13 protein-coding genes are annotated in these 18,462 nt (G+C 72.4%); 7 read left to right on the top strand and 6 right to left on the bottom strand.

Translation table 11 applies throughout. From position 1 onward, the window contains the following. Positions 1-92 precede the first annotated feature (92 nt). Together ACMCNO_RS15510 and ACMCNO_RS15505 are read left to right on the top strand one after the other, a co-directional pair. Entirely contained in the window at positions 93-1,001 is a 909-nt protein-coding gene (locus tag ACMCNO_RS15510) for a universal stress protein (RefSeq protein WP_412750138.1), read from the top strand. 113 nt (positions 1,002-1,114) lie between these two features. Then, a complete protein-coding gene (locus ACMCNO_RS15505) occupies positions 1,115-3,415 on the top strand; it encodes a putative bifunctional diguanylate cyclase/phosphodiesterase (RefSeq protein WP_412750137.1) in 2,301 nt (766 codons plus the stop codon). Here the strand turns inward: ACMCNO_RS15505 and ACMCNO_RS15500 are convergent. Continuing rightward, entirely contained in the window at positions 3,391-3,936 is a 546-nt protein-coding gene (locus ACMCNO_RS15500; RefSeq protein WP_412750136.1) for a hypothetical protein, read from the bottom strand. The two genes, ACMCNO_RS15505 and ACMCNO_RS15500, sit on opposite strands and share 25 nt — an antisense overlap. A 149-nt stretch (positions 3,937-4,085) precedes the next feature. On the opposite strand from ACMCNO_RS15500, the gene ACMCNO_RS15495 reads away from it, so the two are divergent. Next, positions 4,086-4,868, top strand: coding sequence for an exodeoxyribonuclease III (locus ACMCNO_RS15495; RefSeq protein ID WP_412750135.1), 783 nt, complete (start codon positions 4,086-4,088; stop codon positions 4,866-4,868). Positions 4,869-5,191: 323 nt separating this feature from the next. After that, positions 5,192-5,419: a hypothetical protein gene (locus ACMCNO_RS15490; RefSeq protein ID WP_412750134.1), complete on the top strand. Its 228-nt coding sequence runs from the start codon at positions 5,192-5,194 to the stop codon at positions 5,417-5,419. 131 nt (positions 5,420-5,550) lie between these two features. Here ACMCNO_RS15490 and ACMCNO_RS15485 read toward each other — a convergent pair whose 3' ends face one another. From ACMCNO_RS15485 to gsmA, 4 genes are all read right to left on the bottom strand, one after another. After that, entirely contained in the window at positions 5,551-6,282 is a 732-nt protein-coding gene (locus tag ACMCNO_RS15485; protein ID WP_412750133.1) for a LamG-like jellyroll fold domain-containing protein, read from the bottom strand. A gap of 133 nt (positions 6,283-6,415) precedes the next feature. After that, positions 6,416-8,683, bottom strand: coding sequence for a putative bifunctional diguanylate cyclase/phosphodiesterase (locus ACMCNO_RS15480; RefSeq protein ID WP_412750132.1), 2,268 nt, complete (start codon positions 8,681-8,683; stop codon positions 6,416-6,418). A gap of 140 nt (positions 8,684-8,823) precedes the next feature. After that, a complete protein-coding gene (hrpA, locus tag ACMCNO_RS15475) occupies positions 8,824-12,750 on the bottom strand; it encodes an ATP-dependent RNA helicase HrpA (protein ID WP_412750131.1) in 3,927 nt (1,308 codons plus the stop codon). A gap of 102 nt (positions 12,751-12,852) precedes the next feature. Beyond that, complete coding sequence (gene gsmA / locus ACMCNO_RS15470; protein WP_412750130.1) at positions 12,853-13,986, bottom strand: sporangiospore maturation cell wall hydrolase GsmA; 1,134 nt, start codon at positions 13,984-13,986, stop codon at positions 12,853-12,855. Between the two features lie 281 nt (positions 13,987-14,267). Here gsmA and ppgK point away from each other — a divergent pair, with 281 nt between their 5' ends. Together ppgK and ACMCNO_RS15460 are read left to right on the top strand one after the other, a co-directional pair. After that, the gene (gene ppgK / locus ACMCNO_RS15465) at positions 14,268-15,059 is read left to right on the top strand and encodes a polyphosphate--glucose phosphotransferase (RefSeq protein WP_412750129.1); all 792 of its coding nucleotides are present in this window, start codon (positions 14,268-14,270) and stop codon (positions 15,057-15,059) included. A gap of 6 nt (positions 15,060-15,065) precedes the next feature. Next, positions 15,066-15,530, top strand: a complete 465-nt coding sequence (locus ACMCNO_RS15460; protein WP_412750128.1) for a PPOX class F420-dependent oxidoreductase — start codon at positions 15,066-15,068, stop codon at positions 15,528-15,530. A gap of 62 nt (positions 15,531-15,592) precedes the next feature. Here the strand turns inward: ACMCNO_RS15460 and ACMCNO_RS15455 are convergent, their stop codons facing one another. After that, positions 15,593-16,180, bottom strand: a complete 588-nt coding sequence (locus ACMCNO_RS15455; protein WP_412750127.1) for a hypothetical protein — start codon at positions 16,178-16,180, stop codon at positions 15,593-15,595. A 291-nt stretch (positions 16,181-16,471) separates the two neighbouring features. On the opposite strand from ACMCNO_RS15455, the gene ACMCNO_RS15450 reads away from it, so the two are divergent. Then, entirely contained in the window at positions 16,472-18,439 is a 1,968-nt protein-coding gene (locus ACMCNO_RS15450; protein WP_412750126.1) for an alpha-1,4-glucan--maltose-1-phosphate maltosyltransferase, read from the top strand. The last annotated feature ends 23 nt before the right edge of the window (positions 18,440-18,462 follow it).

Below are 18,462 nucleotides of genomic sequence, written 5' to 3'. Positions count from 1 at the left end.
AATGGGTCATCAGCTGCCCGCCTGCTGAGGCATTGATCACCTGTGCGACGAAGAACACACCGCATAGATAATGGTTGTGGAGGTGGGAGTCGATGCTGACCCCGGGCTCGACCGGTGTGGTGGTAGGCGTGAACCGGACCGCGGCCGGCCTCGCCGCGGTGCGGCTGGGTGCCCGGGAGGCGGTGGCCCGCGGGTGCGCGCTGCGGATCGTGCACGCATTCACGTGGCCTGAAACTGCCCCGCCACGCCCGTGGCCCGGAACCGCACCGCCAGGCCCCGGACAGAATCCGGAAAGCCAAGACTACGGCACCGCGCGGCACGCTGCGGCCCGGATGGTCGAGCACGCGGTCACCGTCGCGCGGCGCGCGACCCCCGCGCCCCGGGTGCAGGGACTGGTCGTCGACGGCCCGCCCGCGCGGGTCCTGCTGCAGCAGAGTCGCACCGCCCAGCTGCTGATCCTCGGCGAGGACGACCTGGCCACGGTGCCGCACCTGACGGTCGGATCGGTGTTGCTACAGACGGTGTCGCGGGCCCGCTGCCCGGTCGCCGTGGCCCGGGGCGTACGCCCGCCCACCGGCCCCCTGCTGGCCGGGGTGGACGGTTCCGCCGCCTCCCTGGCCGCGCTGCGGCACGCCGCCGCGGAAGCCCGGTGGCGGCAGCTGGCAGTCGAGGTGGTGCATGTGGTGGAGCTGCCGGGCCCGGCAGCGCAGGCCCGCGCCCGGAGCATGCTCGACGCGGCCATCGCGGCCGTGCCCGGGTTGCCCACCCACCGCGTCCTGCTGCCCACCGGCGATCCGGCGACCGAACTGGTCCGCGCCTCCCGGCACGCCCGCATGGTGATCGTCGGGCCGCGCGGCGCCGACGGCAGCCCGCTGCTCGGCGTGGTGGCCCACGAACTGCTGCGCCGATGCGTGAGTCCCACGCTGTTTGTCCACGGCAGCACTGCCGGTGAGCGCACCCCGGCAGGTACGGTGCCTTCGGCGGGGGCGTCGGCTACCTGACCATGACCGAAATGCCACCTGGTGAGACCCGGAGTGCTACCTGGTCCTGGCAGGTTGGCCTGGCGACGTACGTGTAAGAGATTCTCCTGCCAGGGACGATCGGGGTGCGATCCATGGTTCCGTCAACCACCGGACGGTGGAAGGCACCATGGCTGCTGTTCGCTGCGGCGGGCCTCACCGCCACCGCGATCTACGTGGCCGACCTGTCGGAGACGGCCAGCCTGCTGGCGTTCGCGGTCATCGGGATCGGCACGGTCACCGCCTGTTTCGCCGGCCCGCGCCGGTTCGGCGCCGAACCGCGCGCCGCCTGGCGGCTGATGGGCGCGGCCTGCCTCGCCTTCCTCGTCGGCGTCGTGGTCCGGCCGTGGGCGGCCGCCCAGCCGTCCCCGCGGGACCTGTTCGGCGACGCCGCGACCATCCCGGGCTACCTGATGCTCGGGGTGTTCTTCGTGATCCTGCTTCGGGCCCGGCAGAGCGTCGAACGCCACGCCGTGCTCGACGGCCTGATCGTCTGCCTGGCCGGCGGGCTGGCCAGCGCGCTGCTGCTGGCGGCGCCCGCGGCGGCGCTGACCGGCCGCCCGCCGGTCGAGTCGGTGCTGGCGGGCCTGTACCCGCTGTTCGACGTGGTGCTGCTGCTGCTCGTGGTGAACCTGACCTTCACCGCCAGAACCTGGCCGGTCAGCCTGGTCACGCTGCTCGGCACGATGGTGCTGATGGTGACCGGCGACCTCGCGTACGCGATCATCGGGCTGGCCGGCAAGACGTACACCTCCCCGCTGCTGGACGTGCCGTTCCTGCTGGCCTACGTGCTGCTGGGGGTGACCGCCCTGCATCCGTCCGTGGTGCAGCTGAGCCGGGCCGCCCGGCGCCCCGTGCAGGCCTGGTCCGGGCGCCGGATGGCGCTGCTGGCGCCCGCGATCTGTGTGCCGTTCGTGCTGATGGTGGCGGTCGGCGCGCGCTCGCCGTGGCACCGGCTGACCATCGCGATCGGTGGCGCCGCGGTGGTGGTGCTGCTGCTGGCCCGGGCCGTGTCGGCGGTGCAGGCCCAGGTGGCGGCGGAGCTGCACTCCGAGCACCAGGCCGTGACCGATCCGCTGACCGGGCTGCCGAACCGGCCGATGATCTCCGAACGGATCGCCCGCCTCGTCGAACGGACCCCGCCGGACGGCCCGCACCGGGTCTGGGTGTACTACCTCGACCTGGACGGCTTCAAATGGGTCAACGACTCGTGGGGGCATGACACCGGCGACCAGCTCGTGATCGAGGTCGCGACCCGGCTGCGGGCGGCCCTGCCCCCGGCGGTCACGCTGGCCCGGGTCGGCGGCGACGAGTTCGTGCTGACGTATGTGGGTGAGCAGGCGGACGCGCTGCGGGTGGTCGACGACGTGAAGGTCTGCTTCGCCCGGCCGCTGCCGGTCCGCGACACCGAGGTCGTGATCACGGCGTCGGTTGGCATCGCGCACGCCGCCGGGGATCCGAACCCGGCCGTGACCGCCGAGGCCCTGCTGCGGGACGCCGACACGGCCATGTACCGGTCCAAGGCCGACGGGCACGGCCGGTCCACCCTCTTCGACGTCTCCATGCACAACCGGGTCCGCGAGCGCATCGAGCTGGAGGCGGCACTGCGCACCTCCCTCGCGCGGGGCGAGCTGCGGGTCGCGTACCAGCCGATCGTGAACCTGGAGACGGGGCAGCCGCTCGGCGCGGAGGCCCTGGTCCGCTGGGAGCATCCGGAGCGGGGGGACATCTCACCGGCGACGTTCATCCCGATCGCCGAGGAGGCCGGCCTGATCGGCCCGATCGGCACCTGGGTCCGCAATCAGGCACTGAGCCAGCTTGCGCGCTGGCGGGCCGACGGCACTGTCGCCGACGACTTCTACCTGTCCGTCAACGTCTCCCCGCGCCAGCTCACCGACGCCAACCTGCCGCTGATCGTCTCCGCCGAGCTGATGCGGTACGGCGTGCCGGCCAGCGCCGTCGCGCTGGAGATGACCGAGTCGGTCATGGTGGACGGATCCAGCGTGACCTCCCGGGTCCTGTTCGAGCTGCGCGAGCTGGGGCTGCGCCTGCTGGTCGACGACTTCGGCACGGGATTCTCGGCGCTCGGATACCTGCGTCGCTTCCCGGTCACCGGGGTCAAGATCGACCGGTCGTTCGTGTCCGGGCTCGGCGCGAGCGTGGAGGACGAGGAGATCGTCCGCGCGGTCGTCGCGATGAGCCGTGCCCTCGGGCTGAGTATCGTCGCGGAAGGCGTGGAGACCCCGACGCAGCGCGACGCGCTCGCCACGGTCGGGGTGCGGCAGGGCCAGGGCTGGCTGTGGGGGCGCGCGATGGCGCCCGACGAGTTCGCCACGAGCATTCGCGCCGTGGCGCCCGCGCTGAACCGGAATCAGCTGGCGGCCGGGAACTCGTAACACCAGAACGACTGGCTGTCGACCCGCTGCACGCGGGCCGCGCCGGCGATCCGGCCGAGGATGAGCTCCACCCGCTGCGGCAGCGCACGCACGGCCTCGTTGTGCGTGCACACGTCGATGGTGACCACGCCCGCCACGGCGGTGATCGGGCGCATCATCTCGCGCAGCAGGGTCACGAAGACACCCATGCCGTGCAGGCCCGGCCGGGCGCCGACGAACACCGCGTAGAAGAGCCGGCGCTGGGCGTAGTGATCGGGCCAGCGGTGGGCGAAGTACTCCGGTGAGATCAGCGGGACCGCGTGCAGGTCGTCGGTCTGCGCCGCGAGCCCGACGACCGTGTCGCCGTCGCAGGCCACGTACTTCATGACCCGCTTGTCGGCCATCAGGTCGTCGAATTCGTGGCGATACATGACGTGCCGCGCCGCCGCGCGCGTGCGCAACTCGTCGAACGTGTCGTGATAGAACCCCCAGGCCGCGTCCAGCAACTGTGCCGGCATCTCGGCGACGACATCCACCCGCATGTGCCCCCCTGTTCAGCGGGATCGACCGTAGCCGATGGCGACCACGCGGGCCGGGCCGCCCCGGGCCGCCCCGGGTTGGGCCACGCCGGGTTGGGCCACGCCGTGCCCGGAAGCGGGCGGCGTCCGCGCCGATCGGGCAGGCTGTGCAGATGCGCTTCGCCACCTGGAACGTCAACTCCGTGAAGGCCCGGCTCCCCCGGCTGCTGCAGTGGCTCGCGGACACTGGGCCGGACGTCGTCTGCCTGCAGGAGACGAAGGTCGCGGCGGACGGATTCCCGGCCGGGGAGGTCGCCGCGCTCGGCTACGCCAGTGCCGCGTACGGCCAAGGCCGGTGGAACGGGGTCGCGCTGCTGTCCCGGATCGGCCTCGACGACGTCCGGCACGGCTTCGCGGGTGAGCCGGGCTTCCCGGAGCCGGAGGCGCGCGCGATCAGCGGACTCTGCGGCGGGGTGCGGTTCACCTCGCTGTACGTGCCGAACGGGCGCACGCCGCAGGACCCGCACTACGAGTACAAGCTGGCCTGGCTGGCCGCCCTGCGTGACACGCTGGCCGCGGAGGTCGCCGCCGGCCCGGCCGTGGTGGCCGGGGACTTCAACGTGGCACCGACCGACGACGACGTCTGGGATCCCACGGTGTTCATCGGCGCCACCCATGTCACCGCGCCGGAACGGGCGGCGCTGGCCGCGATCCTGGCGGTGGGGCTGACCGACATCGTCCCCCGGCCACTCAAGGGCGATCACCCGTTCACCTACTGGGACTACCGCGCGGGCATGTTCCACCAGAACAAGGGCATGCGCATCGACCTCGTGTACGGCACACCGGCGGTCGCGGCCGCGGTGCGCGACGCGGTGGTGGACCGGGAGGCACGCAAGGGCAAGGGCCCGTCCGATCACGCGCCGATCGTCGTCGATCTCGATCCGCTGGCCGGGTGATCCCGGCGGCGGCCGCGGCCGCATGGAAGATCGCGCGGAAATAGGGTCGCGCCCGCTGCCGAAGTCCGGGTAACGTGCCCGCATGATCTCCTGACGTCGCCACCCCGCGCCGACCCGCGCCTTTCGCCGGTCCGGCCATGCGGGCTCTCGCGCCCCCCGGGCCATCGCGCCCGGGCAAGGCGCCGGCATTTCCGGTTCCGGGCGCTGCGGCGGGCACCGTCTGCCGTGGAACAGCCCTACCGCCGCTCGGGACATGACTCGCGCGCCGCCTCGCCGCGGCGCCTCCTCCACGGCTCGTCTCCTCGATTTCAGGAGGTCTCGGTATGCCTGACCAACCCTTCACCGTGCACGTCGACCGCGATGAGCTGGCCCGTCAGCAGATGACGGCCGCGCGCGGGCACGACGGCCACGGGTCCGAAGCCGACTCCCCCGCACCGCACCACGGCGCGGGGGACTCGCGCCTGGCCGCCCGCCAGCGCTCGGAGCAGGCTCGCTCCGGCCGGGCGGCGCGGTCCGGCCAGAGCCGCTCGTACGCGTTCCGCCGCAGCTGAGCCGGTGGCCGCCCGGTCGGCGGGACGCCGTCGACCGGGCGGCACACGTCGGCATCAGCCACACCGGCGGGCCGCGCCTGCGGAGCCGGTGCGAGCCGTGGCCCGGGACGCCTGTCCCGGGCCACGGTCGCTCATCCGGCGACGGCCACCACGTCGTCGAGGAAGCCGTGGTACATGTCGGAGGTCGTGTTGAAGTTCGGCCCGCCGATGCGCAGCGGCATGTTGTTGGCGATCTCCAGGGTGGGCGGGATGCTGGCGCTGCCGCGGGCGACCCCGTCGACGAACACCGTCAGGGTGCCGCCGGCGCGGCGGCACAGCAGCCGGTGCCAGGCGCCGTTGGCGACCGTGATCGCCGAGCGTGCGACGTACGCCTGGCTGGAGCCCCGCCCGACCACCACACATTGGGCCTTGCCGCGGTTAGCCCCGATCTGCAGCTTCCACTGGCTCTCGGTGTCCGACACGCCCTTCTGCATGATGTTGGACGAGCCGGCGACCTGCCATGGCTGGACGTAGACGCTGGCACCCCAGCGGAACGACGTGGTCCCCGGGTCGAGGTCGTTGTCGTCGGGGGCCTCGAACAACGCCCGCGGACAGGTCTGGGCGGTGCTGGCACAGCGGGCCGGGAATCCGACGTAGCGGCCGGTGCCCTTGCGCAGGAAGCGGATGGTGCCGCCGGAGATGCTGCGCATGGCCAGCGGGGCGACCGTCCCGGAGATGTCGGCCACGCGCCCGGTCGCGGTCGGGCCCGCGTCGAATGTGTACCGCATGACGGTCCGGGGGGCGGCCGTGGCGGTCGACGCCAGGGCCGGTACGGCCGGGGTCGTGATCAGCAGGAGGGTGAGGAGTCTGGCTGGAACCTTCATAAGGCATGAAGTTACTTAGGCGACCTTGGTGAGCAAAGTGCTCCTATTGCCGTTTCAGCCTTTTTATCCGAGCGGCCGACCCCGCGATCGGGCGCCCGCCGCAGGGCACGGCACGCCCGGCCAAAGTCACAGATCACACCCGGGCCTCGCGGTGTGAGCGGGCCAGCATCTCGCCCGCCTCGGCGGCGGGCACCGGCCGGGCGAAGTGGAAGCCCTGGGCCCGCTCGCACCCCAGCGCGCGCAACAACGCCACCTGGTCGGCGGTCTCCACCCCTTCGGCGATCGTGCCCAGACCCAGCGCGGTCGCCAGGTCGATGATCGCCTTCACCAGGGTCCGTGCCGTCGGATCCGGTTCACCCGGTGCGGGCATGAACGACCTGTCGATCTTCACGTGGTCGATCGGCAGGTCCCGGAGGTAGGCCAGCGACGAGTAGCCCGTACCGAAGTCGTCGACGGCGACCCGCACCCCCTGCTCGCGCAGCGCGCTCAAGTGGCGTACGGCCTGCTCGGCGACCGGGCCGGAACCCACCAGCACACCCTCGGTGATCTCCAGGATCAGCGCCTGCGGCGGCAGGTGCGCACGGTGCAGCGCGTCCAGGACCTGCGCCGCGAAGTCCGGCTCGCGCAGCTGGCGCGGCGAGGCGTTGACCGACACCACCGCACCGTTGTCGCGGTGCCACGCTGCGGCGACCCGGCACGCCTCGTGCAGCACCCAGGCCCCGATCGGCACGATCAGCCCGCTGTCCTCGGCCTCCGGGATGAACGCGTCCGGCGGCACCATCGCCTCCCCCGCGGGTTTCCAGCGCAGCAGCGCCTCCGCGCCGACGTAGCGTTCGTCGGCGAGCCGGATCAGCGGCTGGTAGTGCAGCAGCAGCTCGCCGCGGTCGAGGGCGCCGCGCAGCCGTTCCACGGTCCGCGCCCGGGCCAGCCGCTCGTCGCGCATCCGCTGGTCGAACGTCGCGAGCTGGTCGCGTCCGGCCGCCTTGGCCGCATGCAGCGCCACGTACGTGTCGCGCAGGATGTCCGCGGTGAGCAGGTCCGGGTCGAGCCCGCGCAGCCCGACGCTGATCGCGGCGAACAGCGCGTGGTGCTGCACGGTGACGGGGCGGCGCATGGCGACCAGCAGTTCCTCGGCCCAGCCGACGGCCTCGTCCGCGGTGGCGCCTTCGAGCAGCACCGCGAACTCGTCGCTGTCCAGCCGCGCGACCATCGCCCGGCCCGCCAGCATTGCGGTGATCCGCTCCGCGACCGCGACCAGCAGGTCGTCGCCGACGGCGTGCCCGAGCCGGTCATTGACGTCCTTGAAGTCGTCGATGTCGAGCACGATCAGGGCGCCCGGGGTGGCCGCGGCCAGCGCGGCCCCGATCCGCTCGTACAGCAGCGCCCGGTTCGGCAGGCCGGTGAGCGCGTCGTGCTGGGTCCGGTGGCGCAACTCCCCCTGCAGTTCGGCCTCCGCGCGCAGGGCCTGTTCGAGGCGCGCGGCATGGCGGCGGGCGACGCCGTTGAGCTGCTGGATCCGCCACAGCAGCAGGGCTGCGGCGAGGGTGGTGGTGAGCAACGGCACCCCGATGTCGCCCGGCTGGATGGTGCCGGTGATCCGCTCGTGCATCAGGTACGCGGCGGTGACCAGCGGGGCCAGCACGACGATGAGCAGGTACACGGGCGCGGCGGTGGCCAGCTCAGGCCCGGTCGCCTCAGGCCCGGTCGCCACCCCCGGCGGCGCGGTCGCCGCCGGTTCGGCCGGAGCGTCGCGGGCCATCGACGGATGCAGGGCTGCCGCGCCGAGCAGCAGGTTGGCCAGCAGCGAACAGGCCGCGCTCAGCGGCGGAGTGGTCCCGTTCGCGGACACGAAGTACGCCGTGTCCGCGACCAGCAGCATGGCCGTGGCCAGCGCGATCAGGACGGTCGCGGGGCTACGACGCGTACCGCGGACCAGCCGCACCGCGAGGGCGACCATCGCGAAGTCGAGCAGCGGGAACGCCAGCAGCCGGCCGTGCACCGGCAGGCGGCCCGTGTCGCTGAGCGGGTCGATCACCAGGATCCACCAGAGCACCGCCGCGCCGCAGGTGAGGATCCCGGCCTCCGCCATCCCCCCGGCCGGGGAGCGGTCGTCGCGGCCGCGCGGGCCGAGCGTCGCCAGCGCCGCGGCCAGTACCAGATAGAAGGGGTAGTAGAAGTAGTCCAGGACGGGCGGTGGGGTGCCGCCCTGCGGCGTGAGCGCCCGGGTGGTCACGCCGAGCGTGGTGGTCGCGCCGACCACCACGACCAGCAGCCACCACGGCGTGGGCCGGGGCGGACGGTGCAGCCGGATCCCGGCCACGATGGCCCCGGCGATGGCGAGTCCGATGACCAGCCGCCCGGCTGTTCCCCCGACCGCTGCCCCGGCCGTGGTCAGCAGCACGCAGGCGCACAGGCACCACGGCCACCACCGGAGTGCTGCGCTCCCGGATCGCCCTGGCTGGTCCACCGGCGGCCCCCTTCCGCCCGTTCCTCACGGTCGCACGACCGTCGGGCACAAGGGGGCGGAAAGGACAGAACGGGCTAGCCGGGCAGTTGGTCCATGGCCCGGTAGATGCGCTTGTCCGACACGGCGTACGCGGTGCCCAGCGACTGGGCGAACAGGTTGACCCGCAGCTCCTCGATCATCCAGCGGATCTCCTCCAGGCCCTCGTCGGCCTCCCCGCCCGGGGCCAGCTCCGCGCGCAGCTCCCGGTACTCCGCCTCGATCTCGTGCACCTGCGCCATCAGCTGCCGGTCCCGGGCCAGCGTGCCCGGCAGCCGGTCCAGCCGGTACGCGACCGCCTTCAGGTACCGGGGCAGCTGGTGCAGCTGCCGCCAGCCCGTCTGGGTCACGAACCCGGGATGGACCAGCGCCCGCAGCTGCGCCCGGATGTCCGCCAGCGCGGGTACCAGCGCCGGGTCCTTCGTGGCGCCGATCCGCTGGTCGATCTCGTACGCCGTGGCCAGCACGGCCCGCACCTGCGTCACCACGTTCGCGACCGCGTCGACCAGGTCGGCGCGGACCGCGTCGCGCAGCACGGCGAACGCCTCGGCGTCCCAGGCCGGGCCCCCCGCCTCGGCGACCAGCCGGTCCAGTGCCGCCCCCGCGCAGTCGTCCAGCAGCTCCGCGATCGACCGGTACGGGTTGCCCCGGCTCAGCTCCAGCTTGGCCCGGTTGTCCAGCCGCCCCTGCAGGTAGCGGGCGGCCTGCGGCAACGTGAGCAGCAGCAGCCGGCGGGTGCCCGCGCGCATCGCGACCCGCTGTTGCGGCTCGGTCTCGAAGACCCGTACCGCCACGCTGTCGCCCTCGTCGGCCAGCGCGGGGAAGACCGTCACCTCGTATCCGCCGCGGTTCTGGGCGACGTGGCGCGGGATCGTCGGAATGTCGGCGGTGGTGATGCCGCGGCGTTCCACGTTCCCGGCCGCGGCGGAGATCGTGGCCTGCACCTTCGGGGCCAGGGAACGGCGCAGCACCTCCAGATCACGGCCCTCGCCCAGCACCGAGCCGTCCTCGGCCACCACCCGGAAGTTCATCCGCAGGTGATCGGGCACCTGGTCGGGCCGCCAGGCGTCGCGCGGCACGACCGTGCCGGTGAGCTTCCGCAGCTCCGTACCGATCGCGTCGGGCAGCGGGCCGCGCCGGGCGGGCACCCGCGCCAGCACCGCCTCGGCCCAGTCCGGCACCGGCACGAAGTGGGTGCGCAGCGCCTTGGGCAGCGCCCGGATCAGCGCCACCACGACCTCCTTGCGCAGGCCCGGCACCGACCAGCCGAAGTCCTCGGCGTCCACCTTGTTCAGCAGCGCCACCGGAATCCGCACGGTGACCCCGTCGGCGGCGGCGCCCGGCTCGAACTGGTAGCTCAGCGGCAGCCGCACCCCGTCGGCCAGCCAGGCGTCCGGGTACGCCCCCGGGTCCACCGCGTCCTTGCCCGCGTTGACCAGCAGCTCACGGGTGAAGGTCAGCAGGTCGGGCTGGTCGCGGCGGGCCTTCTTCCACCACGCGTCGAAGTGCCGCGCGGACACCACCTCGGCCGGGATGCGCGCGTCGTACAGGGCGAACACGGTCTCGTCGTCGACCGCGATGTCGCGGCGGCGGGCCCGGTGTTCCATCTGCTCGATCTGCTCGAGCAGCTTGGTGTTCTGCGCGAAGAAGGCGTGGTGGGTGTCCCAGTCGCCCTCGACCAGGGCGTGCCGGATGAACAGCTCCCGGGCCAGCACGGGGTCGACCCGGGCGTAGCCGACCTTGCGGCGGGGCACGATCGGCAGGCCGTACAGGGTGACCTTCTCGTAGCCCAGCACCGCGCCCTGCCGGCGGTCCCAGTGCGGCTCGCTGTAGCTGCGTTTGACCAGGTGCGGGGCGAGCTTCTCGGCCCATTCCGGCTCGATGCGGGCGTTCACCCGGGCCCAGAGGCGGCTGGTCTCGACCAGCTCGGCGGACATCACCCAGCGGGGCTGCTTCTTGAACAGCGCCGAGCCCGGGAAGATCGCGAACTTCGCGCCGCGAGCGCCCAGGTACTCACGCTTGTCGGTGTCCTTGAGGCCGATGTGCGACAGCAGGCCCGACAGCAGGGCCGTGTGCAGTCGCTGCGCGTCCGGCGGCTCGGCGTCGTCGTGCTCGGCGACGCTCAGCCCGAGGGTACGGGCGACCTGCCGCAGCTGGGCGTAGATGTCCTGCCACTCGCGGACCCGCAGGTAGTTGAGGAACTCGGCGCGGCACAACCGGCGGAACTGGTTGCCGGACAGCTCCCGTTGCTGCTCGCGCAGGTAGCGCCACAGGTTGAGGTAGCTGAAGAAGTCGGATTCCTTGTCGGTGAACCGGGCGTGCTTCTCGTCGGCCTGCTGCTGTTTGTCGGCGGGGCGCTCGCGGGGGTCCTGGATGGACAGCGCGGCCGTCACCACCATCACCTCGGCGACACAGTCCTGCTTGTCCGCCTCGATCACCATGCGGGCCAGCCGCGGGTCGACCGGCAGCTGGGCCAGCTGGCGGCCCAGCGGGGTGAGCTTGCGCCCGTCCAGCGCGCCCAGCTCCTCCAGCAGCTTGATGCCGTCGGTGACGTTGCGCCGGTCCGGCGGGTCGATGAACGGGAACCGGGCCAGATCGCCCAGGCCCAGCGCGGTCATCTGCAGGATGACGCTGGCCAGGTTGGTCCGCAGGATCTCCGGCTCGGTGAACTCGGGACGCTGGATGAAGTCCTCTTCGGAGTACAACCGGATGCAGATGCCGTCGGAGGTACGCCCGCAGCGGCCCTTGCGCTGGTTCGCGCTGGCCTGCGACACCGGCTCGATCGGCAGCCGCTGCACCTTGAGCCGGTGGCTGTAGCGGGAGATCCGGGCCGTGCCGGGGTCGATGACGTACCGGATGCCGGGGACGGTCAGCGAGGTCTCGGCGACGTTGGTGGCCAGCACGATCCGCCGCCCGGTGTGCCGCTCGAACACCCGGTGCTGCTCGGCGGCGCTCAGGCGCCCGTACAGCGGGACGACCTCGGTGTTGCGCAGGTCGCGCCGGTTGAGGGCGTCCGCGGTGTCGCGGATCTCGCGTTCGCCGCTGAGGAAGACCAGGATGTCGCCGTTGCCTTCGCCGCCCAGCTCGTCGACCGCCGCGGCGATGCCGTCGACCTGGTCGACCGGCTCCTCCCGGCCCTCCTCCTCGCCCTCGCCGGTGGCGGCCACCAGCGGTCGGTAGCGCACCTCCACCGGGTACGTGCGCCCGGACACCTCGATCACCGGGGCCGGTCCCGCCGGGCTCGCGAAGTGCTGCGCGAACCGGCCCGTCTCGATCGTGGCCGAGGTGATGATCAGCTTCAGGTCGGGGCGGCGGGGCAGCAGTTCCTTGAGATAGCCGAGCAGGAAGTCGATGTTGAGGCTGCGCTCGTGCGCCTCGTCGATGATCAGGGTGTCGTAGCCGCGCAGCGCCCGGTCGTTCTGGATCTCGGCCAGCAGGATGCCGTCCGTCATGACCTTGACCATGGTCTGGTCGCTGACCTGGTCGGTGAAGCGCACCTTGTAGCCGACCGTGGCGCCCAGCGGGGTGCTCAGCTCCTCGGCGATGCGCTCGGCCACGGTGCGGGCCGCGATGCGGCGCGGCTGGGTGTGCCCGATCACGCCGCGCACCCCGCGGCCCAGCTCGAGGCAGATCTTCGGCAGCTGGGTGGTCTTGCCCGATCCGGTCTCGCCGGCCACCACCACGACCTGATGGTCGCGGATCGCCGCGGCGATGTCGTCGCGGCGCGCGCTGACCGGCAGTTCCTCCGGGTAACTGACCTTGGGTACGGCCGCGAGCCGGGCCTCGAACCGCTGCTGGGCCGCCTCGATCTGTTCGGCGATCTCGGTCAGCGCCGCGGCGCGGGCGGCCGCGTCGCGGATCCGCCGGGTGCCCTCGAGCCGCCGCCCGAGGCGGTGCTCATCGCGAGGCAGCAGGGTCGTCAGCGTACGGCGCAGCGCGGCGGCGTCCGGGGGTGGCATCGACATGGCGGAGCAAGGATAGGCGGATCGGACCGCGGGCGCCGCATGATTAGCGTCCCTGGGGTGTCGATCACCGTCGCTGCGCGGCGGTGGCTCCCGTGGATGGGCTCACTTCCAGGTGTCGTACCGGTACAGGCCCCACTTGGCCATGATGCCGGTGATCTTGGTGTAGTAGTTGGGATCGGTGGCGTACCCGGCCTTCCACACGCCCCAGATGAACCGGTTCGCGCTGCGGGTGTACGCGAAGGCCGGCCGGTACCGGCGGTTGGCCCGCAGGAAGTAGCCGTGATCGCGGAAGGACATCCCCGGCGAGGCGTACCTCCGGAAGCTCGCGGTCGTGTCGAAGCACTTGCCGGCCTTCGTGCACTCCTGCGTCTTGTACGTGTGGCAGCCGAAAGCCAGCGGGCCGTGGTAGCCGTTGAAGCACTTGATGCCGAAGAAGTTGCCGTCGTTGACGGACAGGTCGCTGCGGCCCCAGCCGGATTCGAGGATGGCCTGGGCGATCGTCACCGACGGCGGGACGCCGTAGTCGCGCCAGCCGCGCTGGGCACCCGCCACCGACCGGGCGATGAACTGCTCCGGGGTCACCGCGGGCGACAGCACGGGCCGGGGCGCGCCCGGGCACAGGTGCAGCGTCGGGGTCACCACGTACGCGTGGGAGATGTAGTAGCCGTTGCTGAGCCGGTTCCACTGGGTCGTGGTGCGGACCGTGCCCTTGACCCGGGCGCCGACCACCCCGCACACCAGGCTGACCCGGGCGCCGTTGGCCAGGGTGCCCTTGACCGGTGCGGTGAGCGACGTGCCGGCGCGGACGTTGATCCGGCCGTCCGAGCTGCGGACCCGGCCGACGATGTACTTCCGGACGGCCGCCGGGCGGGCCGTGGCCGGCTGAGTCTGCACCGGCACGGCGGCGCAGGACGGGATCGCGCCCTGGGGACGCACGTACGCGTGCGAGATGTAGCGGCCGGCGCCGAGCCGGTCCCAGACGTCCGTGGTGCGCTGGCTGCCGCGCACCGCGGTGCCGCGGGTCGCGCACTCGACCGTGACGCGCTGCTCGTCGTTCACGGCGCCGACGATCGGGGCGGCCAGCGACGGCGCGGAGCGGATCCGCAGCGTGCCGACGACATCCACCGTGGCGGGGACGCTCGCGGCGAGGGCCGCCTCCGGCGCGACGAGCAGACCGGCGCCGATCACGACGGCCAGCGCCGGGGCGGTGAACAGCCGGCGGGCGGTGTGCAGCATGAAGCGGTCCCCTCTGTGGCTTCGGGCGTCTGTTCGACAGTCACGGGGGGCCGTTGCGGGCCAAGGGGGCGCCCGGGTGCGCCTCGGTTGCACCGGAGGAATTACCGGGGCAATTGGTGCCTAAGAGAATTATGACCCTTGGAGTGGCTGCTGGGGGCAGGGTTACCGAACTGTGCCCGCCGCTGTCCCTGCGGCCGACCCCCGGCGGGTGGCGCCGGGGCGTTCGCCGGTACCGCGTGGTACACAGCAGGAACACCATCGGACGGCAGACGGGATCAGGGATGGCCATCCTCGGCATCGACATCGGGGGCTCCGGCGTGAAGGGCGCACCGGTCGATCCCGTGCGCGGCGAGCTGCTCGACGAGCGCTACCGGGTGCCCACGCCGCAACCGTCGGACGTCTCCGCCGTGGTCGAGGCGGTCGCCGAGGTGGCCAGCCGGTTCCCCGGCTACGACCGGGTCGGCCTCACCTTTCCCGGTGTGGTCGTCGACGGGGTCATCCGCAGCGCCGCGAACGTCGACCGGTCCTGGCTCGACGCCGACGCGGCGGCACTGTTCGCGCAGCGGCTGGGCCGGCCGGTGGCGGTGCTCAACGACGCCGATGCGGCGGGCGTGGCCGAGGTCGCGTTCGGCGCCGGGCGTGAGCAGGCCGGCCTCACGGTCATGCTGACCTTCGGCACCGGCATCGGCAGCGCGCTGTTCCTCGACGGGGTGCTGATGCCCAACACCGAGTTCGGCCACCTGGAGCTGGAGGGCGTCGACGCCGAGGTGCGCGCCTCCGACCGCGCCCGCGAGTCCGAGGACCTCGGCTGGGAGCGATGGGCGCAGCGGGTGCAGCAGTACCTGCGGCACCTCGAGATGCTGTTGTCGCCGCGGCTGTTCATCATCGGCGGCGGCGTGAGCAAGAAGGCGGACAGGTACTTCCCGCTGATCGACATCCGCACCGCGATGGTGCCCGCGGCGCTGCTCAACAACGCCGGCATCATCGGCGCCGCCGTGACCGCGGCGCAGACCGCCGGCCGCACCGGCCCGATGACCGTCGATGCCGCCCACGCCGCCGCCTACGGGAGCTGACCGGCCATGGCCCGCACCATCGCGACCAACACCAGGACCGGGCGCGCGGACCTGCTCGCATTCCTGCGGCCCCGGCACCGCGCCATCCTGATCACCACGCGGCGCGACGGGCGCCCGCAATCGTCACCGAACGCCTGCGGGGTGGACGCCGACGGCCGGGTGGTCATCTCGACCTACCCCGAGCGGGCGAAGGTGGCCAACATCCGGCGCGATCCCCGGGTGTCGCTGTGCGTGCTCTCCGACGAGTGGAACGGCCCGTGGGTCCACCTGGACGGCACCGCGGAGGTGCTCGATCTGCCGGAGGCGCTGGAGCCGCTGGTGGAGTACTTCCGCTGCATCTCCGGTGAGCATCCGGACTGGGACGAGTACCGCGACGCCATGCGGGCCCAGGGCAAGTCGCTGATCCGGGTCTCGATCGAGCGCTGGGGGCCGATCGCCACGGGCGGATTCCCGGCCCGGCTGGCCGACTGAGTCGTCCGGCGGGCCTGACGGCACCCGCCCATCCGGCGTCGCCGCCGGCGCCGGGGCGGCGGTCAGCCGCTGATGCCCAGCCACGGGTTGGGCACCTCGACGCCCAGCAGGTAGCGCAGCGCGTCGCGGTGCATGGTGGCCACCGGGTCCAGCAGGTCGGGGTGGCGCATCAGCACGGCGGCGGAGCGTTCCCGTGGGTTCGGGGTGGTCAGCCGGCGGAACTGTCCCAGCAGGTCCCCGGCACGGCGCGGGCGCGGCCGGCGGTGGTCCTCGTGGTCGGGCACGGCCGCGGCGACCGCGGACACCGCGCGCACCGCGAGCACCGGATCGGCCAGCAGGCAGGCGGCCCAGCTCACCACGACCTCGTCGACCCAGGTGCGCCACGCCTCGTCCTCGGCGTACTCCTCGACGGGCTCGCTGCCGGCCCGCCAGTCGAGCACGGCGGAGCCGCCCGGCCCGGCCAGCGCCACGAGTTCGGCATCCACCGGCGTGGGGTATCGCAGCCATGCGGCGACGGTCACGGCCTGGCGCGCCTGCAGCTCCGCGAGCGCGGCCGCCTGGTGATCCTCACCGGTGGCCGGGTACGCGCGCGCCAGCCAATGCGTGCTGGCGGCGATCACCGGCGACAGCGCGGCAGACGGACCGGCCACGTGGCCCTCCCAGGGTCGATGCGACCCGGGGGTGGGGCGCGATACGCCCTGTTCCTCGGCCGGCAGCCGCCCGGCCTAAGCAAGATCACTCGGTTGGCACCGCATGGCAACCGACGCGCACCCGAGACTGCACTGCGGCGCCCGGTCTCCGGTAGGTTGAGCGTGACGGGCGCCACCGGATCCGGCCGTTACTCCACTGCGGAAAGCGGGCGGGCGAACGCGAGCGGACGCGGTGGTGGATTTTCCCGGTCGCCGAGCCTGTTCACGCGCCCGAAGACTACGGTGGAGATCATGACCGGTCGCTTCCCCATCGAAGACGTCACGCCGTCGGTGTCCTGCGGCCGTTACCCCGCGAAGGCGGTCGTCGGCGAGCTGGTACCGGTCTCCGCGGTGTCCTATCGGGAAGGACACCACGCCCTCGGCGTCAACGTGGTATGGCAGGGCCCGGACGGCCAGCCCGAGCCGTTCACCCGCATGCAACCGGGCGAGCCCGGGCTGGACCGGTGGCACGCCATGATCAAGCCGGACCGGGTCGGCCGGTGGACGTTCACGGTCGAGGCGTTCGACGACCCGTACCTGACGTGGCGCAACGCGGTGACCAAGAAGATCGGCGCGGGCCAGGGCACGGGTGAGCTGGCGAACGATCTCGCCGAGGGCGCCGAGGTCCTGGACCTGGCCACCAAGATCGTCCCGGCGGCGGAGGAGGAACGCGTCCGGGCCGCGGCGGCCGCGCTGCGCGACGAGCAGCGCCCGCTGTACGAACGGGTCTCCCCCGCCCTGGACCTGGAGGCGCTGCTCTGGCAGCACCCGGTGCGCCAGCTGGTCACCACGACCCGCTCGTACGCGATCTGGGTGGACCGCCCGCGGGCCCTGTTCTCGGCCTGGTACGAGTTCTTCCCACGCTCCGAAGGCGCCGAGATCGGCCCGGACGCCGTCCCGATCAAGCACGGCACGTTCCGTACCGCCGCCGAGCGCATCCCGGCCGTCGCGGCCATGGGTTTCGATGTGCTCTACCTGCCGCCCATCCACCCGATCGGCAAGATCAACCGGAAGGGCCGCAACAACACGCTCGTGGCCCGGCCCGAGGACGTCGGCTCCCCCTGGGCCATCGGCTCTGACGACGGCGGCCACGACGCCATCCACCCGGAGCTGGGCACGCTGGAGGACTTCCGGGCGTTCGTCGCCGCGGCCCAGGACAACGGCATGGAGGTGGCGCTGGACCTCGCGCTGCAGGCCGCGCCGGACCACCCCTGGGTGCGCGAGCACCCGGAGTGGTTCACCACCCGCGCCGACGGCAGCATCGCCTACGCCGAGAACCCGCCCAAGAAGTACCAGGACATCTACCCCATCAACTGGGACAACGACTACCAGGGCCTGCGCAAGGAGGTCCTGCGGGTCGTCCTGCACTGGGTGGCACAGGGCGTCAAGATCTTCCGGGTCGACAACCCGCACACCAAGGCACTGAACTTCTGGCAGTGGCTCATCACCAAGGTCAAGGACGTCGACCCCGACGTGCTGTTCCTGGCCGAGGCGTTCACCCGGCCCGCCATGATGAACGGCCTCGGCAAGATCGGCTTCACCCAGTCGTACACGTACTTCACGTGGCGGACCACGGCCTGGGAGATGCGCGAATACCTCAACCAGCTGCTGACCTCGGTGGACTGGATGCGGCCCAACTTCTGGCCCAACACCCCGGACATCCTGCACGAGACGCTGCAACACGGCGGGCCGCCGATGTTCAAGATCCGCGCGGTACTGGCCGGGATGCTGTCACCGTCGTGGGGCATGTACGCGGGCTTCGAACTGTTCGAGCACGAGGCCCGGCCCGGCGCCGAGGAGTACATCGACAACGAGAAGTTCGAGCTCAAGCCCCGCGACTGGGCGGGCGCCGCGCGCTCCGGGCGGACCCTGGCGCCGTACCTGACCACGATCAACAAGGTCCGGCGGGAGAACCCCGCCCTGCACTGGCTGCGCAACCTGCACTTCCACGAGGTCGACAACGGCTCGCTGCTGTGCTGGTCGAAGCGGGACCCGGAGACCGGCAACACCATCCTGGCGATCTGCTCGTTCGACGCGCACAACGTGCAGTGGGCCAACACCACGCTCGACATGCCGGCGCTGGGCATGGACTGGCACGAGCGGTTCACGGTGACCGACCAGATCACCGGGGCGTCGTACGAGTGGGGCCAGCACAACGCGGTCCGCATCGACCCGTACGTCGAACCGGCGCACATCTTCGTGGTGCAGCCGCAGAGCTGACGCGATTCGAGTCCCTGCGGGTG

Origin of the sequence: Krasilnikovia sp. M28-CT-15, from assembly GCF_047159595.1 — a bacterium.
GTDB lineage: Bacteria > Actinomycetota > Actinomycetes > Mycobacteriales > Micromonosporaceae > Actinoplanes.
The sequence above is the reverse complement of the archived record's forward strand: the minus strand, read 5'-3'. Positions and strand labels throughout refer to the sequence as shown.